The organism is Bacillus sp. MT(2024), assembly GCF_036362845.1.
Classification (GTDB): domain Bacteria; phylum Bacillota; class Bacilli; order Bacillales; family Bacillaceae; genus Bacillus; species Bacillus velezensis.
Genome location: NZ_CP143632.1, coordinates 3,730,801 through 3,756,574, shown reverse-complemented (window position 1 = coordinate 3,756,574; position 25,774 = coordinate 3,730,801). Strand labels below are relative to the sequence as shown.

Genomic DNA, 25,774 nt, shown 5'->3' with positions numbered 1-25,774 from the left:
TATGGAAGGTGTTTTTTAAAAAAACACTTGTAACTATAAAAGTTACAACTTAAAATGATAAGGAAAGGAGACTTACAATGACACTGCAGATTAAAGTATATTCGGATTATGTATGTCCGTTTTGCTATGTCGGCAAAACGGCGTTTGAAGAAGCTATCAAAGACAAGGACGTACAGGTGGAATGGATGCCGTTTGAATTGCGTCCGAGCCCCTCGCCGAAACTTGATCCGGTGAATGATCCCGCCAAGCGGCAGATGTGGAAAAACTCCATTGAGCCGATGGCGCAGTCGTTAGGCGTTGAAATCACGTTCCCCCGCGTGTCACCGCATCCTTACACGGATTTGGCATTTGAAGGCTTTCATTTCGCAAAGGAACATGGGAAAGGAAGCGAATACCATACACGCGTTTTTCAGGCGTTCTTTCAGGAAGAACAAAATATCGGTGACGTTGGCGTGCTGACAAAGCTTGCGGAAGAAGCCGGACTTGACGGTGCTGCCTTCAAAGAGGCGCTTGAGACAAGAGCGTACAAGGACGTACAGCGGGAAGCGCTCCGCCATGCTTATGAGGAAGCCGGCATTACGGCAGTGCCGACGTTTATCATCGGCGATGAGAGAATCCCTGGCGCGGCGGGAAAGGAAACCTTTGAACAAATCATTGAGCGGGAACTGAATAAACGTTAGTAAAAAGCCCTCTTTGCATCAGCGAGAGGGCTTTGCCATATAGTGTTTGACAAATGTTTGTCTGTCCGCTTCATATGCCGCGGCGTCAAAGGAGTCGCCGCAAAAATGAAGGCACCAAGGGTCTTTCTGGCAGGCGACGCCGACTTGATAGCCGTGTTTTTGAAATTCGAGCGACTGTGATGTGTCGTAAAAATGAAAGCCGCGAAACAAATCCTCCCGCCACTCCACGTCATATTGAGCCGCCATTAACAAGCCGTCAATGGCGTCAGCGGGCGTAAACAGGCCGTCTTCATCACCGTGCTCAAAATCCAGCGGGTGATAAGCATTCCCCCGGTATTCAATCACTTTTCCCATCCGCTGTCCGCTTTCCCACCAAATGCCGTTCGGCGGCAGGGTTTTGCAGCCGGCGACACCAAGAAGGCCGAGCTCCTGATGAGATTGAAAGATATGAAGCATGTCATGAAGGAAATGCTGATGAATGATAAAAGTATCCTGATGCAGATAAATTTTATATTTGGAGGGGTGTTTCAGCGCTTTGTTGTAGGACGAGGCCATGCTTGCTGAATCGTATATCGGCATGATATCAACGGAGTATGAAGGGGGGACGGTAAGCTGCATGATATGGCTCTTGCACCGGGAGTACAGCGACTCATCATTCACACAGACGACAAACAGAAATGAATGTGAATCCATTACATGCTCCTCTCGGCCTCAATCACATATTGATAGGCCGATGCTTCTGTCATAAAGTCATGCCTTATGCCAAGCTGTACGCATACTTCGTGCAATGATGCGATGGCTTTGTGGTAAGAAGGGTGATCAACGCGGATCGCCTCAATGCGTTTCACCTCATAGCCGGCGGCTTTAAATAATGAAAGAGTCTCTTCCCGGGTAAAAAAACGCAGGTGGGTCTGATCCATTAATCCGGCGTCACTGTAAGTCCATTTGCCGGCTAAAAGCTCCAGCACCACTGAGATGTGGCCGACATTCGGTATGCATGCAAGCACAGTGCCGTCTTTTTTTACATAAGGACGAAGCTTTTTCAGCACTGTCCACGGGTCGATAAGATGCTCAAGAACGTCTCCGAACAGCATGCAGTCGAATTGCTCTGATTCGTACGGAAGAATGGCGGATTCAATGTCGCCGCAAAGCACATGGCTCAATTTGCTTTCCGCCTTTTTTGCGGCTTCGGGATACGCTTCAATGCCGTAAACCGTTATTCCGCGGTCTTCGATCGCCGCTCCTAAATTGCCCGTTCCGCAGCCGACATCAAGCACTGTCCGCCAGTTTTCGTCTATTTTGTTCAATAAATAAGGATTCAGGCCTTCGTAGTAGTTCTGTTGTTTTTCATCATAATAGGGATTCGTATCCATCTGTGTATCACCTCATAAATGGGCATAATACACAAGATATGCAGCGGGGGGATCTCATATCACCATGTTTGGCTGTTCAATTGCGGAATACGGACGGGAATGGTTGTCCGGTATACGGTTTGTTCTCTGATTCCCCTCTTATTGCGGGTGTTCCTTTGAAAACTCGGGTGCGGGCGGACTGTGGCAGGTCATATAGTAAAAGGATCCGCCTGTAATCTTACCGCTGGCGGATGGTGTTTTTCATTGGTGTTTTTTTCTTCACCGCTTTTTCAGTATTTAAGAAGCGCCTCACATCGTCAATGTTCAAACCCATGATTCTAGCCTCTTGAATTAACAATTGCCAATCTTGATCTATATCTTTCATTACATGAGTTTTCATAAGAACCTCCAATTGAAAAATTGATTTGCCCAGCTACAGCAGCCAATGTATAACAAATATCACACATAGTTGGCCGGTAATCCCAAATTGAAGATGAATTCACCTACCTATTCCCTAAGAAAATGACTGAAATAACCAAAATCCTTCAAGAATTCTTACATATAATAATAAACAAATAAATACTGACTGGATAGTATGCAAATAAAAATAAACCATATGACCTATTAATATTTACCCTCAAAACGTCGAATAGCATATTGTTTTTGCATAAAAAATACCGCAAAAGAATGATTCGGTGTAAGATAAAGTGAATGATCAAACAGCTGGGGTAAAAAATGAAAAAAAACAAATTTCAAATTAAGAGAGAAGAAACATTTGAAAGTTTTATTGACGCAGGCCTTCATCTCCTGATTGAAAGAGCTTACGATTCAGTCTCAATCGATGACATCAGTAAAGCGGCGGGTTTCAGCAAAGGGGCGTTTTACGTTCATTTTGAAAGCAAGGAAGATTTTCTGAAGCATTTGTTAGAGAGGCGTCAGATTAAAAAAAGGATCATCACTGGCTATCTCGACGAACTAGAAAAGCAAACAGAGCGGCCGTTGACGCTTTGTGAAGCCGCGGCCAGCGCGGCCAGCCTGTTGATGCGGTTTGTAAACAGCAAGCCTGCCTGGAATGTTGTGTCTTTTGCCGTTCATATGCCTACTTACAAAGTCGTCAGTGAATATGAAGCTTATATCCGTCTGTATAAGTTATGGATAGAAGAAAGCACCATGTACATAAATTGGCTCAAATCGAGAAATTTAATAGAAGACCATATAGATACCGAGCATACCGCTAATATGATGTGCGCGCTCATCGACGGGATGATTAAGCAATCCAATGTGCTGGGAAGGCCGGTTACTTTCCGCAGCATGTTTGACGCGCTCTATGTTTTTGTCAGCGGCAGAAAATCAGGGTAACGTTCTTCTTGATTTGACAAAAGGTTTAGAAAAGTCTTTCAGAAAGCGAGGAACTGCCATGCGCTACAGAGAAATTATGATGTATATCATTATGGGGATATTCACGACCATCGTGAATATCGTCAGTTTTTACATTCTGACGTCGGCATTCGAGATGGATTACAAGGCGGCGACTGTCGCCGCTTGGATTCTGTCCGTTCTATTTGCTTATGTTACGAATAAACGGTATGTCTTTCAGCAAAAGACCGCGGGGATGCGGAGTCTGATGAAAGAATTAACGGCCTTTTTCAGCGTGCGGGTGCTGTCTCTCGCCATCGATCTCGCCATGATGATTCTTCTGGTCAGTCAATTTCATATGAACGAAACATTGGCGAAAATCGCCGATAACGTCATTATCGTAGTCGTCAACTATGCGGCCAGCAAATGGATTGTCTTCAGAAAAGCGAAAGAAGAGGGCGTGTCATAACGGTTTTTTTCTGCGCCCTGGGGGGAAAGTGTAATGGTGGAAGAGGATGCGTATGAAGCACAAAATAAAGAAAGCGTTTGCTGATGTATTCGGGGAATCGGAGGACCTGCGCGTTTTCTTTGCGCCCGGCAGAGAGAATCTCATCGGAGAGCTAACGGGGCCCGCTATGAGGAGAAGACAGGGAGAAAAGCTGACTTTTACACGGCGGATATCGGAGCCGGAGCGAGAGAACTAAAGGGGGATGACGATGGCAATTGAGCGGCACGTGGAACGTTTAATCCGGTACGGATTGCAAAAAGAGCTGATTTTATTTCTTGATATTGAATATACAAGAAACCGTTTATATGAAACTTTGCATATTACCCATCCGGAGGCTTCAGAACAGAAAGAAAATGAATCGGCGGCATCATTGCCGGACATATTGGCCCCGATTTATGAATGGGCGGCAGAAACGGGCCGGATGGCAGCCGATACAGACACCTATCGCGACCTGCTGAGCGCGAAGATCATGGGCTGCTTTGCCCCGCAGCCGTCCGAGATTGTGCGTCGTTTTGAAGAAACAAAGGCGGTGCACGGGCCGGAGCAGGCGACAAAGGCGTTTTACCGATTTTCAGAGGATGTGTATTATATCCGTTCGGACAGAATACAGCGGAATGTCGGGTGGACGGCTGAGACGGCTTACGGAAAGCTGGACATCACGATCAACCTTTCAAAACCGGAAAAAGATCCGAAAGCAATTGCCGCTGCCAAAGAGCAGCCTCAATCCGATTATCCGAGATGTGTTCTTTGTAAAGAAAATGTCGGGTACGAGGGGAGACCGGATCACCCGGCGCGTCAAAACCTTCGTGTCATTCCGGTCATTCTCGGCGATGAGCAGTGGTTTCTGCAATTTTCTCCGTATGTGTATTACCGGGAGCATTGCATCGTTTTGAAAGACCGGCACGAACCGATGAAGATCAGCAAAAAAACGTTTGACCGGCTGCTGTCGTTCGTCAGCCAGTATCCTCATTATTTTCTCGGTTCCAATGCTGATCTGCCGATTGTCGGCGGCAGTATTTTAAGCCACGACCATTTTCAGGGGGGCCATTATGAATTCCCGATGGCGCGGGCGGAGACAGAAAGCCGGTACAGGCTGCCTGACTATCCGAAAACGGTGCTGGGAATTGTGAAGTGGCCGATGTCGGTCATCCGCCTGCAGAGCGAGAGCGCGTCTGAGCTTTCCGGCGCGGCGGATGCCATCCTGCGGGCATGGCGCGGTTATTCCGATGAGGCGGCTGATCTCCTCGCCTGTTCAGGAGAAACACCGCACAATACAATTACGCCGATTGCCCGGCGGAGAAACGGTTTATTCGAATTAGATCTCGTCCTCAGAAATAACCGCACCTCTGATGAGCATCCGCTGGGAATTTTTCATCCCCATCAGGAAGTTCATCACCTGAAAAAAGAAAATATCGGACTGATTGAGGTAATGGGGCTTGCGATTCTGCCGGGCCGCCTTGAACAAGAAATGAAATACACGGCTGAAGCGCTGTGCTCCCCGGACCCGGAAGCGGTCTTAACGGCAGACCCTTCTGCGGCAAAGCATAAAGATTGGGCGCTCAGTGTGCTGCATAAGCGGAAGGTAACGAAAGAAAACGCGGAACAGATTCTGAAAGAGGAAATCGGCCATGCCTTTGCGCGGATACTGGAGCATGCCGGCGTCTTTAAACAGACAGAAGAAGGCAGAGCGGCTTTCCGGCGGTTTATCCGCCATTTGGGCGCTCTACCGGAAAAAAGCCCCATCCCATAAGGGACGAGGCTTTTTTTTATCCTCTGCTTCTGGCGATCAGGCTGAATAAGAATACCACGATCGCAGCTCCGATGATTGCCGGAATGATGGCAAAGCCGGCAAGGTGAGGACCCCATGTGCCGAGCAGTCCGTGCCCGATCCATGCGCCGATCAGACCGGCGATCATTGACCCGATGATTCCCCCGGGCATACTGCCTTTTACAAATAAACTTCCGATCCAGCCGATAATAATAGCGACAATCAGAGATACGATAAAACCCATAAATATCACTTCCTATTTTTTATTATTTATGCCTATATGTTTCCTTCGTTTTGTCCATATTAAACATATGAATGCGTTTTTTATAATGAACATATCAAGGCGCGTTCCGGTCTTTTTTTTCACAATGCGTTGCGTTAAAATGGAAACCGTGTGAAAAGGTGTGAGCAAAGGAAAAAATATTTCTTTTGTAGAATGTTTAACAAAATGAAACTTTTTGTTGACCAGCGATTTTTATTATGGTAAACCTTTATTTGGTATTATTCGTTCTCGCTATCTTTTTTCTCTATATATGCTAAATGATCTAAAACTTTTTATGTTTGATTTACGCAAGTGGAAAAAGTTCATGCATTTTTTGACGATTTTGTGACATTAGGTCGAAAAAAAGATGAACTTTAGAAAAAAATAAAGCTAATAAGTGCAGATTTTGATAGCATAACAAGGTAGATAGAGAAAAGATTTTGAGAAAGTACATTTCAGATTCACTACATCAATAGGAAGGATGGTGATCTTCTTGTTCAGAGCATTTAAACCGTTACTTTTATTAGCGATGTTGGCTGTTGTTTTCGTACTGGGCGGATGCAGCGACATTTCCGTTTTAGATCCGAAAGGACCTGTAGCAGACCAGCAGAAAGATCTGATTCTCTTGTCAATCGGATTTATGCTGTTCATTGTCGGCGTCGTATTCGTACTATTTACAATCATTTTAGTGAAATACCGCGACCGCAAAGGCAAAGACAGCGGAAATTACAAGCCCGAGATGCACGGCAACACGTTCTTAGAAGTAGTCTGGACAGTGATCCCAATTTTAATTGTTATTGCACTTTCTGTGCCTACCGTACAGACGATATATTCGTTAGAAAAAGCGCCTGAAGCGACAAAGGATAAAGAGCCTCTTGTTGTTTATGCTACTTCGGTAGACTGGAAATGGGTATTCAGCTACCCTGAGCAGGATATTGAGACGGTTAACTACCTGAACATTCCTGTAGACCGTCCGGTTTTATTTAAAATTTCTTCAGCAGATTCAATGGCATCGCTATGGATTCCTCAGCTTGGGGGACAAAAATACGCGATGGCGGGAATGCTGATGGATCAATACTTACAAGCTGACAAAGTGGGAACATATGAAGGCCGCAACGCGAACTTCACCGGCGAACACTTTGCCGACCAGAAATTCAACGTAAAAGCTGTTACGCAAAAAGACTTTAACAGCTGGGTGAAAAAAGCCCAAAGCGATTCTCCAAAGCTGACGAAAGAGAAGTATGACGAACTGATGCTTCCGGAGAATGTCGGAAAATTAACGTTCTCTTCTACACACTTAAAATACGTTGACCACGGCCAAGATGCCGAATATGCGATGGAGGCGCGCAAACGCCTTGGCTACAAAGCCGTATCACCGCACTCTAAAACAGACCCGTGGGAAGATGTAAAGAAAAACGAATTTAAAGTATCCGACGATAAACAAGATTGAAATTGAACAAGAAAGGAGGAAGCCCGAATGAAATTGAGATGGGATGAATTTTTTGTAACAGGTGACCCATTAATTCTGGGCGCACAAGTTTCCATTGCGCTTTCCACTATCGCTATCATCGTTGTACTCACATACTTCAAAAAGTGGAAATGGCTCTGGTCTGAATGGCTGACGTCTGTAGACCATAAGAAACTTGGAATCATGTACATTATCTCTGCTGTTATCATGCTGTTCCGCGGCGGGGTCGACGGCTTGATGATGCGCGCCCAGTTAGCGCTTCCTAATAACAGTTTTTTAGACTCAAACCACTATAATGAGATCTTTACGACTCACGGTACGATCATGATTATCTTCATGGCGATGCCGTTTTTAATCGGTCTGATCAACGTTGTCGTACCTTTGCAGATCGGTGCGCGCGACGTAGCATTCCCTTACTTGAACAACCTGAGTTTCTGGACGTTCTTTGTAGGTGCGATGCTTTTCAATATTTCTTTCGTTATCGGAGGTTCTCCGAACGCAGGCTGGACGAGTTACATGCCGCTGGCAAGCAACGATATGAGTCCCGGGCCTGGTGAGAACTTCTACCTGCTCGGTCTTCAGATTGCCGGTATCGGTACGCTGATGACGGGTATCAACTTTATGGTGACGATCCTGAAAATGCGTACAAAAGGCATGACGCTGATGCGTATGCCGATGTTCACATGGACGACGCTGATTACAATGGTTATTATCGTATTCGCCTTCCCTGTTTTGACAGTGGCATTGGCGCTGTTATCATTTGACCGTTTGTTCGGCGCTCACTTTTTCACGCTGGAAGCCGGCGGTATGCCGATGCTTTGGGCTAACTTGTTCTGGATTTGGGGACACCCTGAAGTATATATCGTTATCTTACCGGCATTCGGTATTTTCTCTGAAATTATTTCAGCGTTTGCAAGAAAGCAGTTATTCGGTTACAAAGCGATGGTCGGCTCAATTATCGCCATTTCCGTCCTGAGTTTCCTAGTATGGACCCATCACTTCTTCACAATGGGGAACAGTGCGTCTGTTAACTCTTTCTTCTCGATTACAACGATGGCGATTTCGGTTCCGACCGGGGTTAAAATCTTTAACTGGCTCTTTACGATGTATAAAGGCCGGATCAGTTTTACAACACCGATGCTGTGGGCGCTCGCGTTCATCCCGAACTTCGTTGTCGGCGGGGTAACAGGGGTTATGCTTGCGATGGCTGCAGCGGATTATCAATACCATAATACGTACTTCCTCGTATCTCACTTCCACTATGTGCTGATCGCGGGTACGGTATTTGCATGTTTCGCAGGATTTATTTTCTGGTATCCGAAAATGTTCGGCCACAAGCTGAACGAAAGAATCGGAAAATGGTTCTTCTGGATCTTTATGATCGGATTTAATGTATGTTTCTTCCCTCAATACTTCTTGGGGCTGCAAGGTATGCCTCGCCGTATTTACACTTACGGACCGAATGACGGATGGACTGCATTAAACTTTATTTCAACTGTCGGAGCCTTCATGATGGGTGTCGGATTCTTAATCCTTTGCTACAACATCTACTACAGCTTCCGCTATTCTACTCGCGAGATCAGCGGAGATTCATGGGGCGTGGGACGTACGCTTGAGTGGGCGACTTCATCTGCGATTCCGCCGCATTACAACTTTGCGGTGCTTCCAGAAGTGAAATCTCAAGATGCGTACCTGCAATTGAAAGAAGACAAAACGGATATTCATCCGGAAAGCAAGTTCAAGAAAATCCATATGCCGCATAACTCCGGAAGACCGCTTATTATGTCAGTGGCATTCGGTATTGCTGGCTTCGGACTTGTGTTTGAATGGTTCTGGATGGGCATTGTCGGCTTGATCGGCATTCTGCTTTGCATGGTGCTTCGTTCATTTGAATATGACAATGGCTACTATATACCTGTTGAAGAAATAAAAGAGACGGAAAGAAAGATTTCCGAATAAAGGAGGCGTGATTTATGGAACATGCAGAACACGGCAATTCTAACGCGCCTATGGAATATCAATCTGAAACCGGCAGACTCAATATTCTCGGGTTTTGGATCTTTTTAGGGGCAGAGATTGTGTTGTTCTCAACACTATTTGCAACCTTCTTCGTTCTTCAAAGAAGAACAGCAGGAGGAGTCTTACCGGCTGAATTATTTGAAGTGAAGCTTGTCATGATCATGACATTCCTGCTTCTGATCAGCAGTTTCACCTGCGGGATCGCTGTTCATGAAATGCGTCGCGGAAGTTTAAAAGGCGTCGTCATTTGGACGATCATTACGCTTCTTCTCGGTGCGGGCTTCGTCGGATGTGAGCTTAACGAGTTCATCCACTATGTACATGAAGGAGCATCTCTCGGTACAAGTGCTTTCTGGTCTGGATTCTTCGTCCTTCTGGGAACGCACGGAACACACGTAACGATCGGTATCTTCTGGATTGCCGGCATCTTACTGCAATTGAAGAAACGCGGATTAACGCCGCAGACGTCTTCAAAAATCTTTATCTCAAGTTTATACTGGCACTTCTTAGACGTTGTTTGGATCTTCATCTTTACAGGCGTCTATCTCATCGGATTGGGGGGACTATAATATGGCAAACAAATCTGCTGAACACAGCCACTTTCCGTGGAAGCATATCGTAGGTTTTGCGTTGTCTATTATTCTGACCCTGCTGGCCCTTTGGGTTGCGGTATATACGGATTTAAGCTCATCAGCAAAACTGTGGATCATTTTCGGATTCGCATTTATCCAAGCCGGCCTTCAGCTTCTCATGTTCATGCACATGACAGAAAGCGAAAACGGCGGAATTCAAGTCGGAAACACGCTCTTCGGATTTTTCGGAGCGATTGTTATCATCCTTGGTTCCATCTGGATCTTTGCGGCGCACTACCATCACGGTGACCATATGGATGGAAACCCTCCGGGCGGTGCGAAGCATCATTCCGAACATCAGGAATAAAAAGAAACCCTCTTCGTTCAGGCGAAGAGGGTTTTTTGTGCCTTTATTGGCTTCTTCTCCGGCGCAGGCGCGGAAGGCCGTAAATGATAAAGGCGGCGATATGGGCAACGATGACGTTGACGGCAAACAGGATGATCATGAGTGTGTGGCCGAGAGGGGACAGGCTGCTGGTTGCGTAAAAGTAGAAGAAAACCCACATGAGAATAATTGGCGGTATGGCCGAAAGAGCGACTTTTTTGTTATCCAGCCAGATAAAGAGGGGTGTTGCGCTTGCGACCAGTAAATAAGCAAAAAACATGTCCATCTTACATGTCTCCTTTCATTTTATGGCAGCGTTTCCAAAATGAAATGCAGAGAATAAAATGTGTCTGTTTTGTGGTCGTTTTTTGAACATTTTGTTACAATTATTATACCATGTTTTCCAATTTTTGATACCGCTTTTTCGAGAAATGTATTGCAACTATTGCCTCATTTTTGGATAGGTACAAGAAACCGGAAAGGTCAAATACCCTGTTACATTTCCGTACAAGGGAATGGCACAGGCTGTGAACCTTTGCTATGTTCAAAGAAAACATGCACAGCAAGGGTGGTTTTGAAGTGGACATAACAAAAGACGATGTCACAGCGCCGGACGTCATTGCGCTTTTGCAGGAGCATCTGAAGAGCATGACCATGCATTCTCCCCCGGAAAGTATACACGCGCTCAATGCGGCCCGGCTGCGTCAGCCTGACGTTACGTTTTGGAGTGCGAGGGAAAACGGCGTCCTGCTCGGCTGCGGCGCCTTAAAGGAGCTAAACAGCCGGCACGGTGAGATCAAATCAATGAAAACCTCTCCGAATCATATCAGAAAAGGCGCAGCCAACCGGATCCTCCGCCATATGCTTGAAGAAGCAAGGCGGCGGGGCTATGAGCGGATCAGCTTAGAAACCAGTTCTATGGAGGCTTTTCTCCCCGCCAGACGCCTGTATGAAAAAGCAGGGTTTCAATATTGTGATCCGTTTGCACATTATAAAGAGGACCCGAACAGCTTGTTTATGACGTTAAACATAAGCTGAAACCCCTTTTCTGACGAGAAGGGGTTTTTTATCGGAAAAGTTTTATCATGACCGAAACATTTCCTTTTCTGACACGTCATATGTCGTGTAGTCCCCAAACCGTAAAAAATAAAAAGGAAGCAACCTCATCATGTTTTCTTGAACGGTGTTCATGTATAATAAACAATAGTGACTTCCGATGAAAATGTAAGGCGGGATAGAATGAGTCGATATAAGAAACAGCAAAATCCCTATTATCAGGGGGATTTGATTTTTATATTTGGTGTGTTTTTAATAATTAGTGTTGCGGCGATTTATGCGGCCGGACAGTTCGGGCAGTACGGAGGCAGTGCCTGGATGAAACAGATTGTCTTCTATGTTATAGGTGCGGGATTCATCGGATTATTGCTGTACTTTGATTTAGAGCAGCTTGAGAAACTGAGTCTGTATGTATTGATTGCCGGCGTGCTGTCGCTGCTCCTTCTGCGTGTGGCGCCGGAATCCATCGCGCCGATTAAAAACGGAGCGAAGAGCTGGTTTCAAATCGGAAACTTTACCCTCCAGCCCTCTGAGTTTACGAAAATAGGAATTATGATGATGGTCGCGTCCATTATATCGAAGGCGGGCCCGAAGGATCAAAGATCACTTCGGGAAGATGTGAATCTGCTTTTGAAAATTGCGGCATGGACGGTTATTCCGATCGGGATGATCGTTTTGCAGGATGCCGGAACGGGTGCGATCTGTCTGTTTATCGTTATGGTGATGGTGTTTATGTCAGGTGTAAACTGGAAGCTGATCACCATCATCGGCGGTTCGGCCGCGCTTGTGCTTGGCCTATTCTTAGTGCTTGTAATTGAATTTCCCCATGTGGCGAATTCGATCGGTATTGCGGATTATCAAATTAACCGGATTACATCGTGGATGTCTGACTCCAGTGCGGCAACGACTCAGGCCGAGAGCGATAAAAGCTGGCAGGTGGATCAGGCCGTTATGGCGATCGGATCGGGCGGCATTACCGGAAACGGCGTTCATAATCTGAAAGTGTACGTACCTGAGGGACAGACTGACTTTATCTTTGCGATTTTGGGTGAAAGTTTTGGGTTTTTAGGTTGCGCCATTGCGGTTGTCATGTTTTTCTTTTTAATTTACAGGCTTGTGGTGCTGATTGACCGCTTGCATGCGTTTAACCGATTTGGCGCGTTTTTTTGCGTCGGATTTACTGCACTTATCGTGATTCACACCTTCCAGAACATCGGGATGAATATCGGCATTATGCCGGTTACAGGTATTCCGCTGCTGTTTGTCAGCTATGGAGGGAGCTCGGTGCTTTCTACATTAATCAGCTTCGGGATCGTATATAACGCAAGTGTGCAGCTGACGAAATATAAAAGCTACTTGTTCAATTCTTAATGTGAGACGGCTCGTTTTTCGGGCTGTCTTTTTTTGTTTAGAGCATTTCACTTTTGGCATGATACTCTTTCGGATATGATATATAGAGAAGGAGGCTTTATATATGAACAATACCATCGAAACCATACTTAATCATCGGTCGATCCGATCATTTACTGACGAGCTTCTGACAGCAGAAGAGATAGATACATTAGTGAAAAGCGCCCAGGCGGCGTCAACGTCCAGTTACGTGCAGGCTTACTCCATCATCGGCGTAACCGATAAGGAGAAAAAGCGGAAGCTGGCGGCACTGGCCGGAAACCAGCCTTACGTCGAAAATAACGGGCACTTGTTTGTGTTTTGCGCTGATTTGTACCGCCATAAAAAACTTGCTGAGGAAAAAGGCGAAAACATTACCGAGCTTCTTGAGAATACGGAAATGTTTATGGTCAGCGTTATTGATGCCGCACTTGCCGCACAAAACGTAAGTGTTGCCGCGGAATCAATGGGACTCGGCATTTGTTATATCGGAGGCATTCGAAATGAACTTGATCAGGTGACGGAAGTGCTTGGTACACCTGACCATGTGCTGCCGCTGTTCGGTTTGGTAGTCGGTCATCCCGCTCATCCGTCCGGTCAAAAGCCGCGCCTGCCGAAACAAGCCGTATATCATGAAAACACGTACGATACGAATGAAGAAAACTTCCGCAGTTATATGAAGGAATATGATGAAACCATTTCCGATTATTATGATAAACGGACAAACGGCAAGCGGGTTGAAACGTGGTCTGATCAAATCCTGCAGTTCATGAAACAAAAACCGAGAACCTATTTAAATCAATATGTAAAAGATAAAGGTTTTCAAAAGAATTAAGAAAAAACCTCTCCTGACCGGGAGAGGTTTTTTTATGTTTCACGTGTAACATATTTCGACAAAATGGAACAAGGTATATAAATGTTTATCATCAGGGATGCTTATAAGCATACAGAAAGAAAAAACGGCTTAGCAGTGGTACGATGTTGATGAGGTGACAGTGATGATTTCATTAAGTATATTGGATCAATCTCCTGTATCAGAAGGGTGTTCTGCGGAAAGTGCACTGCGGAATACAGTAAGACTGGCGCAGGAGGCGGAAAAGCTCGGATATAAGAGGTTTTGGGTGTCAGAGCATCATTTTTCAGAGCGGTTGGCGGGTTCAAGCCCTGAAGTGCTGATCAGCCATATTGCGGCGAAAACGAATGACATTCGGGTAGGATCAGGCGGTGTGATGCTTCCGCATTACAGCGCATATAAAGTGGCGGAGAATTTCCGAGTGCTCGAAGGGTTGACGCCGGGCAGAATCGATCTCGGATTAGGGAGAGCGCCGGGCGGAATGCCGATCGCATCATGGGCGCTGAATGACGGCGGGAAGCGTAACGCTGATCAATATCCGCAGCAGCTTCGTGAGCTGGCGATGTATTTGCATGATGCAGCTGATGACAATCACCGTTTTCCGAATCTGACCGCATCACCCCTTATTAAGACGGCGCCGGAAGTCTGGCTTCTCGGTTCTTCGGGGGAAAGCGCGCTTCTGAGCGCAGAAATGGGAGCAGGCTATATGTTTGCCCATTTTATTAATGGAGAAGGCGGAGAAAGCACGACAGCACAATATAAGCGCAGATTTAAACCTTCTGTATTAGGAAAAGAACCAAAAACAGCCGTGGCGGTGTTTGTACTGTGCGCGGATACGGAGGAGAAAGCGGAGGAACTCGCGGCTGTCATGGATTATACGCTGCTTGCAGGTGAACAGGGGATTCCGCTTCACGGCGTACCGTCTTACGAAACCGTCCGCGGCAATACGTATACACCGTATGAACAAAGACGAATTGCCGATAATCGGAATCGGATGATCATCGGAACGAAGCAGCAAGTGAAGGAACAGATTCTGGCTCTCAGTAAAGCATACGGAACAGAAGAAGTAATGGCTGTGACCATTACTCATCATTTTGAAGATAAACTTCAGTCATACCGTCTGCTTCGAGAAGCTTTTGCCGAATAGTCAGAAAGAAACCCTGCTGATGCTCCAGCAGGGTTGTTCGGTTATTCAATGATAAAAGGTTTTTCAGTCAGCACCTGGCTTGATTTCCCTTTGTTCGCGGCATAGGCCAGCATATAATATTCTCCTGCCGGCAGTGCGGTGTCACCATTGACTTTGCCGTTCCAGTCGAAATATTGATAGCCTTTATCCTGCTTTTTGTAGATGCCGGCTTGGCCGACAAAGTCAAGATTACTGTCATATACAAGGAAGGCAAGCTCTTCGGCTCCCGCCGGAAGATAGGTTTCAATTTGGTAGGTTCCCTGCGTTGTGCCGTCCTGTACGTCGATTGACGTCACGCGCGGATAGTCCGGCTCTTTTACAATCAGCAGCGTCGGCACTTTTGCGACTGTTTTTCCGCCTTCACGCACTGTGACGGTTCCCTCATAGGTGCCCGCCTTTACTTTTTTGGCATTGACCTTTACTTTCGCATTGACCTTTCCGGTTTGATGAGCGGGGATCACGACCCGGTCTGTGCCCGAAACGGTAATGCCCGTGCCGTTGAAAGAATACTCGAGCTGATATGATTTTCTGATGGACGATTGGTTTTCAATCGTAAAGGTTTCTTTTTTCGTTTCATTGCCTTTGTCTTTCATAAACGTTCCGTAAGAATAACTTCCCGGGGCGACAAGGGAGTCTGCTTTGATCGCCTTCATGATTCTGATGCTTCCGGCGCCTTGCGCATTATGCGGGTATACGTCACCGTCCGCGTCCGTTAAGGTTTCCGCCGTGTTCATGAGAGCGGCTTTTATTTGTTCCGGGCTCCATTTCGGTTTGGCCTGCTTGATGACGGCAGCTGCGCCGGCTACATGCGGGGAAGCCATGCTCGTTCCCTGCTTCGATCCGTAGCCGTACGGGTCGGCCGGATCATGGGTCGGAATGGTGCTCACGATGTTTACGCCGGGAGCGGAGACGTCAGGTTTAATCATCCACGTGTCCATAACCGGGCCGCGTGACGAAAAGTCTGCCATTTGTTCAGTGAGCGATTTAGCGACGGATAAATGGAATGTCGCTTTTGTGCCGCCCGCTTTTAATTGGCTGACGAGTTTTTCGCCGTCTTCTGATGAAAGCTTAACCGTCGGCACGGACATGCCCGGTACATTGGCTTCAATTTCTCCCGGAGCATTGTTATACACAACCATACCGATCGCGCCCGCTTTTTTGGCGTTGTCTGCTTTATCCACAAAGGCGATGCTGCCCCGTTTGACGACCGCGACTTTTCCTTTCAGATCTTTGCCTTCAAAATCCTTTTGCTCGCCGATACCCGCCTCTATGAGCTCTGTTTCTTTTTTATTCAGTGCTTTTATGTCATCTTCTTTGTTGTACCCCATTACTTTCGCTGAGGAATAGGAACCGAAGGAGACGGCGTACTCGTTCAGCGGCAGCTGTGTCGCTCCGACGGAGATAGCTTCTCTGGACGTTCCCGGAGAGCCGACGGTCCAATTGTTCGGCCCGCTGTTTCCGTTTGATGTAACGGCCGTGACGCCTTCTGACATCGCCCAGTCAAGCGCCGTGCTTGTCGCCCAGTCTGGGTTATTCACAGAATTGCCGAGAGAAAGGTTCATGACATCCGCTCCGTCCTGTACGGCGCGTTCAATGCCGGCGATGACGTTCTCCGTTGTTCCGCTTCCGCCCGGACCGAGCACACGGTAGGCAAGGAGTGTAGCATCCGGCGCTACGCCTTTAATCGTTCCGTTTGCCGCTACCGTGCCCGCGACATGGGTTCCGTGGTCAGTCGACGCGCCTCTCGGATCACCGGACGGCGTTTCTTCAGGATCGTAATCGTTATCCACAAAATCGTATCCTTTATATTGTCCGAAATTTTTCTTTAAGTCAGGGTGTTTATATTCGACACCGGTGTCAATAATGGCCACCTTGACGCCTTTCCCCGTATAGCCGAGCTTCCACGCGTCATTTGCCCCTATATAAGGGGCGCTGTCATCCATCTGCGGAGACACGGCATCCTTAGATAGGGTGATGTCTTTATCTTTCAGCTGATCGGTATGATAGGTGACGTTCGGATAAACCGCTTTGACATCCTGATCACTCAGCAGTTTCGGAATTTCATTTGCCGGGAGTTTCATGGAGAAGCCGGAAAACACTTGCTCATATTCCCTGTTGATTTTTCCGTGTTTAATGGTTTTGAGCGCTTTCTTTTTCACCTTTGAGCGTTCGCTTTTCAGCTTGCTTTTTGTCTGTGCTTTGCCGAGTTCCTTTGCTTCCGCCAGTGACTTTTCCTTCAGCTCGACGATGACTGTCGTTTGTTTGCCGGTGGTCATATCAATGTCACCAAATACCTCAGCCTTCTCAAGATCAGGAGTTTGCGGTTTTGAAGCCGGCGCAGCCTGTGAACTTGTGGATAAGGTAAAGGATAAGACAAAAGCCGGAAGCAGATAACGGATGATTCCTTTTTTCAATCGTGTTTCCCCCTTTTTCTTTATCTAAATTAGAAATCTAGTATATATTTCTTGAAAATTCAAAATAATCCTTGTGACATATGACTCATTTATGGAAATTGGTCTGTGAATAAGGAGGGAGTTATACACAGAATCCTGTGTATAACTGAATAAAAATGTGTATATATATTGTTGGGAACGAGTGTTCCTATACAAAATATAGATCGAGTTTGTGGATATGTGGATATACCCTGTGTTTAAGCTGTGCTTAACCAAGGGATAAGGTGTGTATAACTTTTTTTATCGGCTTTTCCATTTTTCAGGTCATTTCCATCAGCTTTCAACAAAACTTCTGAAAACTAGTTTGTTTTTTCACTCATATTGTGACAAACAATTCGCCCGGCCGCGTCTATCATAGAGTCATAGGGTTGCTAGACCCGCTAGTTTTTAGCGGAGAAGGATCGGCCGCCTTTTCCGTTAAAGCGGAGAGAAAAACAGGCCTGCGAACAAGCTGTCTGTCAAAAAGAAGCGGAGGGATGATTTGCAATGAAACGTTTGCTAGTATCTTTACGGGTATGGATGGTCTTTCTGATGAACTGGATGGCGCCGGGTAACGGAAGATATCCATTAGCCGCCGTGTACGGAAACCAAGCGGCTTATCATAAGAAAGCGAAGCGGACGGCTGGGGCTTTTTCGTTTGTGAGCCGTGTCCGATCGGCGGATTTGACCGATGAAACGAAATCGGCCCGCGGCAGGCTGGATAAAAATCGATGGATGCCTGTCCGCAAAGAATTGCCGAAACGGGAGCGCGCGGGTCCGGCACCTTTACATCATATGAAAAAGAGGGTACAATCCCACTAAACATATGAACGGGAGCGAACCTCTTGAGAATAGACAAAGTATTAAATAACAATGCGGCGTTAATAAAAGAAGACGGACGGGAAAAGATCGTAATGGGTCCCGGAATCGCTTTTCAAAAGAGAAAAAATGATGTGATTCAAAAACATAAAATTGAAAAAATATTTGTCGTGCACGACGAAAATGAAAAGTTCAAACAAGTGTTAGAAACGCTTCCCGAAGAGCATATAGAGGCGGCTGAAGATATCATCAGCCATGCGGAGGGAGAGCTTGCGGCACCTTTGAACGATCACATCCACATTGCGCTGGCGGACCATTTATCCTTTGCGATCGAAAGGATTCAAAACGGCCTTCAGGTGCATAACCGATTGCTTCATGAAATTAAGGCGCTTTATAAAAAAGAATATGAAATCGGCCGCTGGGCGGTTGAACACGTGAAACAAACCCTCGGTATATCATTGCCTGATGATGAGGCGGGGTATATCGCGCTTCATATCCACACTGCCAAGGCGGATGCCAAAAGCATGTATTCGGCGATGAAGCATACAACCATGATCAAAGAAATGATCGAAAAGATCGAATCCTTTTTCGAACAGAAGGTGGATGAAGACAGTATTTCCTATCAGCGCCTCGTCACGCACTTGCGGTATGCGGTCAGCCGGTTGGACTCAAATGAAGCACTCCATTCCATGGACGAGGAGATGCTTTATTTCATCCAAAAAAAGTATCCGTTTGCTTATCGGTGTGCGCTTGAACTGGCGGCGTTTTTAAAAAATGAATATGATTTGGAACTGCCGGAATCCGAGGCCGGCTATATTACGCTGCATGTCCAGCGTCTGCAAAAAAACCCGGAATAACGCGTCTGTTTCGAGAAACAGACTTTTTTTTTGAAAACATATTGACGAAAGCGCTATCATGAAATAAAATGAAAGCGCATTAAAAAACTGAATCGGCGGGATTGTGACTGGTAATGCAGGCAAGACCTAAAATTTGCGTACATGAAAAAGGGATCATGCTGACCTTTTTCGTTGGCGAATTTTAGGTCTTTTTTGATTTTAGAAAGGGGGATACATCATGAATTATCAAGAAACGGCAAAACAGCTTATCAAACACATCGGAGGGAAATCAAATATCATCAGCGCGACACATTGCGCCACACGGCTCAGGCTCGTCATTCAAGATGAACAGAAGATCAGCCAGGCCGATATTGAAGAGACAGAAGGAGTAAAAGGGGCTTTCAGCAGCTCGGGGCAATATCAGATTATATTCGGCACCGGCCTTGTGAATAAAGTGTATGACGCTTTTTCAAAAGAAGCCGATTTGGAGCGGGAGGATCGTGAGACACATCAGGACGCAGCGAAAAAAAAGCTGAATCCGGCCGCAAGATTTGCGAAAACACTGTCTAACATATTCGTTCCCATCATTCCGGCTATCGTGGCAAGCGGACTTTTAATGGGGCTGCTCGGCATGATGAAGGCTTTTCACTGGGTGTCTGAACAATCATCGCTGTTTAAGCTTTTAGACATGTTTTCAAGCGCGGCGTTTATCTTCCTGCCCGTATTCATCGGGTTCAGCGCGGCGAAGGAATTTGGCGGTAATGCCTATCTCGGTGCCGTGCTCGGGGGGATTATGATCCATCCGGCGCTATTGAATCCGTGGGGGCTTGCGGATGCATCGCCTGATTTTATGCAGCTCTTCGGCTTCGACATTGCGCTGCTCGGCTACCAAGGGACGGTCATCCCCGTACTGTTAGCCGTTTACATTATGAGCAAAGTGGAAAAGGGCACGAGAAAAATTGTGCCTCACGCATTCGACTTATTGGTCACCCCGTTTGTCACGGTGATTGTCACAGGATTTATCACCTTTATCGCAATAGGTCCTCTTGGCAGGGCAATCGGATCAGGCATTACCGTCTCGCTGACATATGTGTATGATCATGCGGGCATTGTTGCCGGACTTCTTTTCGGCGGTCTTTATCCGCTTATTGTGCTTACCGGTGTGCATCACAGCTTTCATGCGATTGAGGCCGGCCTCATCGCTGATTTGGGCAGAAACTATATCCTTCCTATCTGGTCGATGGCGAATGTCGCTCAGGGCGCGGCGGGACTGGCTGTATTTTTCCTGACGAAAAAAGCGAAAATGAAAGAAATCGCCCTGCCTGCCGCATTTTCCGCTTTTCTCGGCGTAACCGAACCAGTCATTTTCGGTGTGAACCTAAGGTACCGTAAGCCGTTTATCGCGGGAATGATCGGCGGAGCGCTGGGAGGGGCCTATGTCGTGGTGACCGGTGTCGCAGCCAATGCTTACGGTCTGACCGGAATTCCGATGATTGCCATCACGGCTCCGCTCGGTTTAGGAAATCTTATAAACTATCTGATCGGAATGGGCATCGCCTCTGTTTCGGCGTTTATTGCCGCTTACATTATGGGAGCTAAAGAAAAGGAGGCCGTCAAATGAGGACACCGGATCAAGAGCTGCGCCTGCAGGCTGAGGAAGCGAAAAAGAAGCGGCAAGAAACAGCCGCGTCAGATCCATACCGCCAGAACTATCATGTTATGCCGCCGGTCGGGCTTTTAAATGATCCGAACGGCGTGATCCAATGGAACGGCGTATATCACTTGTTTTTTCAATGGCAGCCATTTCATACGGGGCACGGCGCGAAATTTTGGGCGCATGTGACGACGAAGGATTTCGTTGAGTGGAAAGAGGAAGAAATCGCGCTTGCGCCGGGTGAGTGGTATGACAAAAACGGCTGTTATTCCGGAAGCGCCATCGAAAAAGACGGGCGGCTCTGCCTGATGTACACAGGCAATGTCCGTGACGGAGAAGGAAATCGGGAAACGTATCAATGCCTCGCCGTATCCGAAGACGGGATCGTATTTGATAAAAAAGGAGTCGTCGCGCGTCTCCCAAAAGGCTATACCGCTCATTTCCGTGATCCGAAGGTGTGGGAGAAGGACGGGGCGTATTACATGGTGCTCGGCGCGCAGACAGAAAAGCTCACCGGAAGCGCTGTATTGTTCACATCAGAGAACTTGACGGATTGGACGTTTCTCGGTTCGATTGCGGGGGCGGACTCGGGCGGTCTCGGGTCATTCGGCTATATGTGGGAATGTCCCGACCTGTTTTCCCTTGACGGAACCGACGTGCTGCTCGTATGTCCGCAGGGGCTTGAAGCCGACGGGATAAAATATCATAACAGCCACCAGGCGGGCTATTTCCTCGGCAGGCTGCATACAGAGCCGCCAGAGTTTAAGCACGGTGAATTTACGGAGCTTGACAGAGGATTTGATTTTTATGCGGCGCAGACGCTGGAAGATGATAAGGGACGGAGGATTCTCTTCGCGTGGATGGGCGTTCCGGATCAGCATGAGGACAAACATCCGACACATGCGTATCACTGGATTCACTGCTTAACGATGCCGAGACAGCTGTCACTGTCCAACGGCAGAATCATACAGCGCCCGCTCCCGGAAATGAAATCCCGCCGCAGGGATGAACAAAAGCGCCGTCTTCAATTGAATTGCTCGTCTGTAAGCCTCCCGGTGAAAGATGCGTCCCGGGCTGAAGTGCTGCTGGAAGACATCACTTGCGAATCCTCCGGTTTTGAAATCTCAATTCGGGGCGCGGCCCGGTTTATATTTCATCAGGAAGAGGGGCTGGCTGTGCTGGAGCGCACTGCTTTCAGCGGAGAAGAAAAAGAAAAGAGAAGCTGCGCCATCAGCGAGGTGCATTCCGTGCAGCTCTTTCTGGATGCATCCTCCATTGAATTGTTTTTGAATGATGGAGAAGAGGTATTCAGCGCCAGATATTTTCCTTTCCCGGGAAATGATGACGTAACCGTCACTTCGGTTGGAAAAACGGAAATAAATGCCTCAATTTGGACACTTTTGTAGAAAATCGTTCTTTTTTCTTATGTGAAACCTATGCCATCTGTGCTATTCTTCAAACGAAAGCCTATGATTCCAGGAATAAAAGGAGTTGTTTTCTCAGTTTTGAAAAATCAGAAGATGACGCCGAAATGTTTACTTGTCAAAGCCGCAGAGCAAGTGGAAGATAAGCGGGAAGAATATAAAGAAGTATTGCTTCAGCTGAATCGCATGCTCAAGAGGGCTGAGCCGCACAATGAATGGAGTGATCGGCTGAGGCATACATATGAACAGATGAAGGAATATGCGCTGTTTGTGCAATCGATTGAGATGTTTTTGCGGTCATCCGCGAAAAAAATGAAATAATCCCCCTCGATCATGAGGGGGATATTTATTTTATTTTCCGCTAAGACGCATCGCCGAATGTTTAGTCGGTCCGATGTATTGGTTCAGCGGGAAAGATTCTTTGATTGCCGCAGTGATAAATTCTTTTGCCGCATAGATGGCTTCCTTCACTTCAGCGCCTTTGGCCAGTTCGGCCGTCACGGCGGCGGAGAATGTGCATCCGGCTCCGTGCGTGTAAGGCGTATCAATCATTTCGCTTTCTAATACTTCAGCGGTTTCTCCGTCATACAGCACGTCGATCGCTTTTTCATGTTTCAATTTGTCTCCGCCTGTAATCAATACATATTTCGCGCCGAGTTCGTGAATTTTCTTGGCCGCTTCTTTCATGTCTTCCACTGTTTTTAATTCATCCATACCGCTCAGCTGGCTTGCTTCAAACAGGTTTGGCGTGATGACGGTGGCCAGCGGCGCCAATTGGGTGCGAAGCGCTTCGGCATGCTCCGGATACAGCACTTCGTTCGCTCCTTTGCAGACCATGACAGGATCGATAACGACATTCTTCAGCTGTTTTTCTTTAATCGTTTTCGCCGCAAGCTCTATGATCTCCACGGTAGGGAGCATTCCCGTTTTCATGGCGTCTACGCCGATTCCGTCAACAATCGTCGCCAGCTGTGCGCGAATCGTATCGGCATCAACCGGAAATACTTGATGATCCCAGCTGTTCTCCGGGTCCATCGCTACGATCACGGTCAAAGCCGTCATTCCGTATACGTTTTTTTCTTGAAATGTTTTTAAATCGGCCTGAATTCCCGCGCCGCCGCTGGAATCAGAACCGGCAATAGTAAGTGCTTTGTGCATTGACATATCAATGGCCTCCATCAGTGTTTTATATCTCATTATAGTTAGATTTTCTCCCGATCACAATACGGAAGGCTTGGAGGAATGATTTGACAGCCGCGGGGGATGTGCGTACAATACCTACATAAGATTACTAGGTAAGGGTGAGAAAATAAATGCTCAACAGGGAGCTTGTAAAGGGAAGCACGGTCATTCTGGTGCTGACGCTGCTGAATGAACGGCCCATGTACGGGTATGAACTTGTGAAAGAAATGGAGAAAAGAAGCGGGAATGAACTGCAAATGAAGGAAGGCACGCTGTACCCATCGCTTCATAAGCTTGAACGCCAAAGCTATATTTCTTCTTACTGGGAAAAGCAGACCAAAGGGCCCGACCGAAAATATTACCGGATCACCGATGAAGGAAAAAACATTCTAGCCGAACGGACGAAGGAATGGAATCTGTTCTCCGCTCTGATGGACCGGATGCTGAAGCGGGGCGGGCAGAATGGATAAGGACCTTTATGTGCAGGAAATCAGAAAAGGGCTGGAAGGCAAGGCCGGAAGCCGTGAATTATTAAAGGAAATCGAAAGCCATATTCATCATGCCATTTGTGATCATCTGGAAAAAGGCAAAACCGAAAGCGAAGCGATGGAGCTTATTCTGCGGGAAGTGGGGACTCCGTCTGAGATTATCTCTGCTTTTCAAAAAGCTTCGGCGGTGCCCGCGCGGACTTTTATGCTCTTTTATCTGTTCTGCAACTGCGGTCTTTTTGTGATGGGGGCGATGATTACGATGATGCACGCGTGGAGGGTTCATCCCGCAGTTGACGCGCTGTGGAAAGGGATTTCCGTGTCAGTATGGCTGATTATGATCGGTTATGTATTGTATTGGTTCCAAATCGGCTATCAAGCTGGCAAAGAGTTCGGGGCAGGCGGCAAAAAGCTTGCTGAGCGGACGGTATGGGCTTCAATGGTGCCGAATCTATGTTTTATGTTTGTCTTTTTGTTCAATCTGGTTCCGGCTAGGCTGTTTCCTTCGGCGGTCACACCGAGTTTTGCGGCAGTATGCGCCGTTGTGACGGTATGTTTTCCGTTTTGCGGCAAAATGGGTTTTTACGCAGGCAGGCAGAGACTTGCCTGATCTTTTTCACTATATACATAGGGAATCTATATAGGGGTGTTAAAATGAGATTAGGTTCGTGGATGTACGGTGCGTGCGCCCAAATAGCCGTTACCGTATTTACCGTCTGCGGCTTGGTTCTTGCATTGCCCGTTGTGAGTCTTTTTATTATGTTTCTGAATGGGATGCAAGACGCTATTTTTGTTGTTTTCAGTATTTTGCTTCTTCTATTGTTTTATGCGCTGGGATGGATTTGGGCCGTTTCGTTTGCGCGTGAGTGGAAGGTGAAGCTTTTCGAGCTGCAGATCAGCTCGCTCATTCCGCTGGCGGGTATATTATACTTGTACATTGACAGCGGGGTGAGTATACCGGAACTGATTCATGATTGGCATGAGGATGGATGTGCGCTTGTCCCGCCGGCTTTTGTCTGCTTGTGCACATGCTATGCGATGGTGCTGGTGCCTGTTTATCAATCAAAACTTTGGAATGCCATGGATGCGGGCAGACTTAATGCCAAGGCGGTATGCACTGTTTGGGGAGACCTTCTGATCATTCTGGTTTTGCTGGCGGGGATGACCTGGATTTGTTTCTGAATGGGCCGAAATCAAAAATCCCCCCTGATCTCTCCGCCGCTTTATGTTTTAATAGAACATGAGAAAAAGCAGAAGGAGCGGGTCATGAATATATCAATTGTCATAGTCACGTATAATCGGATTCCGGCTTTGTGTGAACTGCTGGAGTCGATTTCCAGGCAGACCATTAAGCCTTATGAAGTCATCATCGTAAATGATGCCGGGGAATCGGTCGAACAAGCGAAGCAGCTGTACAGCGATCTGCCGATTCAGATTATTGATTTAGAACAGAATGCCGGACATGTGGAAGCGCGGAACGCAGGTGTGAAAAAAGCGTCGGGTGATTATATCATGCTGTGCGATGATGATGATTTCATTACGCCGGGCCATTTGGAAAGAATGGCGGCTACACTTGCTGATGCGGATTTTGTCCATTCTGACGCGGAAATTGTGTCATTTGAAGAACGGGGCGGCACGAGATACCCGGTGTCACGAAAGCCGTTCGCCTATACGGCGGATTATGCGGATATGCGGGTATTTTCCACGTACGTTCCGTCAGGCAGCATGTACAGACGTTCTCTGCATGACACGTTAGGGTATTTTGATCCGGATGTCCATAATTATTGGGATTGGGACTTTTATTTGCGCGCCGCGAAACAGCACTGTGTGAAGCGTGTTCCTTGCGCAAGCGTCATATATGCGTTTTTTGAGGGAGGCGGCAATCAGTCCGCGGATCTCGGCGGCAAACGGAAGCGGTACTTAGACCGGTTAAGCGAAAAGCACGGTCTTGGGGAGCTCCCGACGAAAAACTTCGCGGTTCTTCTTGGAGAGCCGGACATGAAGAGGCGGGAGGCGCCGACTGACATTGTGTGGGACGGAAAGCCCGTCCATTCAAGACTGCACAGTTCATAAGGGGGACGGACA

General features: G+C 47.1%; 28 protein-coding genes and 2 pseudogenes. 23 read left to right on the top strand and 7 right to left on the bottom strand.

The genetic code is table 11. From position 1 onward, the window contains the following. The first annotated feature begins 77 nt into the window (after positions 1 to 77). On the top strand, positions 78 to 680 hold the full coding sequence (locus VP472_RS18730; RefSeq protein ID WP_094247393.1) for a DsbA family oxidoreductase: 603 nt from the start codon (positions 78 to 80) through the stop codon (positions 678 to 680). An 18-nt stretch (positions 681 to 698) separates the two neighbouring features. Here VP472_RS18730 and VP472_RS18725 read toward each other — a convergent pair whose 3' ends face one another. From VP472_RS18725 to VP472_RS18715, 3 genes are all read right to left on the bottom strand, one after another. Then, the gene (locus VP472_RS18725) at positions 699 to 1,373 is read right to left on the bottom strand and encodes a glycosyltransferase family protein (protein WP_024085947.1); all 675 of its coding nucleotides are present in this window, start codon (positions 1,371 to 1,373) and stop codon (positions 699 to 701) included. Further along, positions 1,373 to 2,053 (bottom strand): class I SAM-dependent methyltransferase, encoded by a 681-nt coding sequence (locus VP472_RS18720; RefSeq protein WP_003150915.1) that lies wholly within the window; start codon positions 2,051 to 2,053, stop codon positions 1,373 to 1,375. Before VP472_RS18720 ends, VP472_RS18725 begins: the two co-directional genes overlap by 1 nt. Before the next feature lie 217 nt (positions 2,054 to 2,270). Further along, entirely contained in the window at positions 2,271 to 2,432 is a 162-nt protein-coding gene (locus VP472_RS18715; RefSeq protein WP_029972917.1) for an anti-repressor SinI family protein, read from the bottom strand. A gap of 335 nt (positions 2,433 to 2,767) precedes the next feature. Between VP472_RS18715 and VP472_RS18710 the strand changes: the two genes are divergently transcribed. From VP472_RS18710 to galT, 5 genes and pseudogenes are all read left to right on the top strand, one after another. Next, positions 2,768 to 3,391: a TetR/AcrR family transcriptional regulator gene (locus tag VP472_RS18710; protein WP_003150919.1), complete on the top strand. Its 624-nt coding sequence runs from the start codon at positions 2,768 to 2,770 to the stop codon at positions 3,389 to 3,391. A gap of 79 nt (positions 3,392 to 3,470) precedes the next feature. Continuing rightward, a complete protein-coding gene (locus tag VP472_RS18705) occupies positions 3,471 to 3,857 on the top strand; it encodes a GtrA family protein (RefSeq protein ID WP_032857211.1) in 387 nt (128 codons plus the stop codon). Positions 3,858 to 3,903: 46 nt separating this feature from the next. Beyond that, positions 3,904 to 3,975 (top strand): annotated as a pseudogene (locus tag VP472_RS18700) (galactokinase family protein); the annotation flags it as partial. A 38-nt stretch (positions 3,976 to 4,013) separates the two neighbouring features. After that, positions 4,014 to 4,115 (top strand): annotated as a pseudogene (locus tag VP472_RS18695) (galactokinase family protein); the annotation flags it as partial. Beyond that, on the top strand, positions 4,105 to 5,646 hold the full coding sequence (galT, locus tag VP472_RS18690; protein WP_146275789.1) for a UDP-glucose--hexose-1-phosphate uridylyltransferase: 1,542 nt from the start codon (positions 4,105 to 4,107) through the stop codon (positions 5,644 to 5,646). The pseudogene VP472_RS18695 and the gene galT, both read left to right, overlap by 11 nt. A gap of 16 nt (positions 5,647 to 5,662) precedes the next feature. Here the strand turns inward: galT and VP472_RS18685 are convergent, their stop codons facing one another. Beyond that, positions 5,663 to 5,908, bottom strand: a complete 246-nt coding sequence (locus tag VP472_RS18685) for a GlsB/YeaQ/YmgE family stress response membrane protein (protein WP_003150926.1) — start codon at positions 5,906 to 5,908, stop codon at positions 5,663 to 5,665. A gap of 502 nt (positions 5,909 to 6,410) precedes the next feature. On the opposite strand from VP472_RS18685, the gene qoxA reads away from it, so the two are divergent. Genes qoxA through qoxD form a run of 4 tightly spaced genes read left to right on the top strand, consistent with a single transcriptional unit; the run spans position 6,411 to position 10,352 of the window. Further along, positions 6,411 to 7,376, top strand: coding sequence for a cytochrome aa3 quinol oxidase subunit II (gene qoxA, locus VP472_RS18680; protein ID WP_014306059.1), 966 nt, complete (start codon positions 6,411 to 6,413; stop codon positions 7,374 to 7,376). Between the two features lie 27 nt (positions 7,377 to 7,403). After that, the gene (qoxB, locus tag VP472_RS18675; RefSeq protein WP_012118743.1) at positions 7,404 to 9,353 is read left to right on the top strand and encodes a cytochrome aa3 quinol oxidase subunit I; all 1,950 of its coding nucleotides are present in this window, start codon (positions 7,404 to 7,406) and stop codon (positions 9,351 to 9,353) included. 14 nt (positions 9,354 to 9,367) lie between these two features. Beyond that, a complete protein-coding gene (gene qoxC, locus VP472_RS18670) occupies positions 9,368 to 9,982 on the top strand; it encodes a cytochrome aa3 quinol oxidase subunit III (protein ID WP_003150930.1) in 615 nt (204 codons plus the stop codon). Between the two features lies 1 nt (position 9,983). Next, positions 9,984 to 10,352, top strand: a complete 369-nt coding sequence (qoxD, locus tag VP472_RS18665) for a cytochrome aa3 quinol oxidase subunit IV (protein WP_007614576.1) — start codon at positions 9,984 to 9,986, stop codon at positions 10,350 to 10,352. Positions 10,353 to 10,395: 43 nt separating this feature from the next. Here qoxD and ywcE read toward each other — a convergent pair whose 3' ends face one another. Then, complete coding sequence (gene ywcE / locus VP472_RS18660) at positions 10,396 to 10,656, bottom strand: spore morphogenesis/germination protein YwcE (RefSeq protein WP_003150937.1); 261 nt, start codon at positions 10,654 to 10,656, stop codon at positions 10,396 to 10,398. A 254-nt stretch (positions 10,657 to 10,910) separates the two neighbouring features. Between ywcE and VP472_RS18655 the strand changes: the two genes are divergently transcribed. The 4 genes from VP472_RS18655 (at position 10,911) to VP472_RS18640 (ending at position 14,815) form a co-directional block, all read left to right on the top strand. Continuing rightward, positions 10,911 to 11,408 carry a GNAT family N-acetyltransferase gene (locus VP472_RS18655; RefSeq protein WP_146275786.1) on the top strand — a complete coding sequence of 166 codons (498 nt, stop codon included), beginning with the start codon at positions 10,911 to 10,913 and terminating at the stop codon, positions 11,406 to 11,408. 201 nt (positions 11,409 to 11,609) lie between these two features. Further along, positions 11,610 to 12,797, top strand: a complete 1,188-nt coding sequence (locus tag VP472_RS18650; RefSeq protein ID WP_007407709.1) for an FtsW/RodA/SpoVE family cell cycle protein — start codon at positions 11,610 to 11,612, stop codon at positions 12,795 to 12,797. 103 nt (positions 12,798 to 12,900) lie between these two features. Then, positions 12,901 to 13,650 carry an oxygen-insensitive NADPH nitroreductase gene (nfsA, locus tag VP472_RS18645; RefSeq protein ID WP_021494748.1) on the top strand — a complete coding sequence of 250 codons (750 nt, stop codon included), beginning with the start codon at positions 12,901 to 12,903 and terminating at the stop codon, positions 13,648 to 13,650. A gap of 163 nt (positions 13,651 to 13,813) precedes the next feature. Next, complete coding sequence (locus VP472_RS18640) at positions 13,814 to 14,815, top strand: LLM class flavin-dependent oxidoreductase (RefSeq protein ID WP_046560137.1); 1,002 nt, start codon at positions 13,814 to 13,816, stop codon at positions 14,813 to 14,815. A 41-nt stretch (positions 14,816 to 14,856) separates the two neighbouring features. Here VP472_RS18640 and VP472_RS18635 read toward each other — a convergent pair whose 3' ends face one another. Next, positions 14,857 to 17,268: a S8 family peptidase gene (locus VP472_RS18635; protein WP_046560136.1), complete on the bottom strand. Its 2,412-nt coding sequence runs from the start codon at positions 17,266 to 17,268 to the stop codon at positions 14,857 to 14,859. 525 nt (positions 17,269 to 17,793) lie between these two features. On the opposite strand from VP472_RS18635, the gene VP472_RS18630 reads away from it, so the two are divergent. The 5 genes from VP472_RS18630 (at position 17,794) to VP472_RS18610 (ending at position 22,340) form a co-directional block, all read left to right on the top strand. Then, positions 17,794 to 18,108 carry a hypothetical protein gene (locus VP472_RS18630; RefSeq protein WP_003150952.1) on the top strand — a complete coding sequence of 105 codons (315 nt, stop codon included), beginning with the start codon at positions 17,794 to 17,796 and terminating at the stop codon, positions 18,106 to 18,108. Positions 18,109 to 18,131: 23 nt separating this feature from the next. After that, a complete protein-coding gene (locus VP472_RS18625) occupies positions 18,132 to 18,962 on the top strand; it encodes a PRD domain-containing protein (RefSeq protein WP_003150954.1) in 831 nt (276 codons plus the stop codon). A gap of 217 nt (positions 18,963 to 19,179) precedes the next feature. Then, positions 19,180 to 20,562, top strand: coding sequence for a sucrose-specific PTS transporter subunit IIBC (locus VP472_RS18620; protein ID WP_153986743.1), 1,383 nt, complete (start codon positions 19,180 to 19,182; stop codon positions 20,560 to 20,562). Then, a complete protein-coding gene (locus VP472_RS18615; protein WP_146275782.1) occupies positions 20,559 to 22,001 on the top strand; it encodes a sucrose-6-phosphate hydrolase in 1,443 nt (480 codons plus the stop codon). The genes VP472_RS18620 and VP472_RS18615 overlap by 4 nt, the downstream gene beginning before the upstream one ends. A gap of 63 nt (positions 22,002 to 22,064) precedes the next feature. After that, the gene (locus VP472_RS18610; protein ID WP_046341456.1) at positions 22,065 to 22,340 is read left to right on the top strand and encodes an LOG family protein; all 276 of its coding nucleotides are present in this window, start codon (positions 22,065 to 22,067) and stop codon (positions 22,338 to 22,340) included. A gap of 30 nt (positions 22,341 to 22,370) precedes the next feature. Here VP472_RS18610 and VP472_RS18605 read toward each other — a convergent pair whose 3' ends face one another. After that, positions 22,371 to 23,183: a bifunctional hydroxymethylpyrimidine kinase/phosphomethylpyrimidine kinase gene (locus VP472_RS18605; protein ID WP_146275780.1), complete on the bottom strand. Its 813-nt coding sequence runs from the start codon at positions 23,181 to 23,183 to the stop codon at positions 22,371 to 22,373. 149 nt (positions 23,184 to 23,332) lie between these two features. On the opposite strand from VP472_RS18605, the gene VP472_RS18600 reads away from it, so the two are divergent. The 4 genes from VP472_RS18600 to VP472_RS18585 all read left to right on the top strand — a co-directional run bounded on the left by VP472_RS18600 (position 23,333) and on the right by VP472_RS18585 (position 25,762). Beyond that, a complete protein-coding gene (locus tag VP472_RS18600) occupies positions 23,333 to 23,671 on the top strand; it encodes a PadR family transcriptional regulator (protein WP_003150960.1) in 339 nt (112 codons plus the stop codon). After that, positions 23,664 to 24,299 carry a permease prefix domain 1-containing protein gene (locus tag VP472_RS18595; protein ID WP_146275778.1) on the top strand — a complete coding sequence of 212 codons (636 nt, stop codon included), beginning with the start codon at positions 23,664 to 23,666 and terminating at the stop codon, positions 24,297 to 24,299. Before VP472_RS18600 ends, VP472_RS18595 begins: the two co-directional genes overlap by 8 nt. A gap of 44 nt (positions 24,300 to 24,343) precedes the next feature. Then, positions 24,344 to 24,871: a hypothetical protein gene (locus VP472_RS18590; RefSeq protein ID WP_071392445.1), complete on the top strand. Its 528-nt coding sequence runs from the start codon at positions 24,344 to 24,346 to the stop codon at positions 24,869 to 24,871. Positions 24,872 to 24,955: 84 nt separating this feature from the next. Beyond that, positions 24,956 to 25,762 carry a glycosyltransferase family 2 protein gene (locus VP472_RS18585; RefSeq protein ID WP_146275776.1) on the top strand — a complete coding sequence of 269 codons (807 nt, stop codon included), beginning with the start codon at positions 24,956 to 24,958 and terminating at the stop codon, positions 25,760 to 25,762. Positions 25,763 to 25,774: the final 12 nt, after the last annotated feature.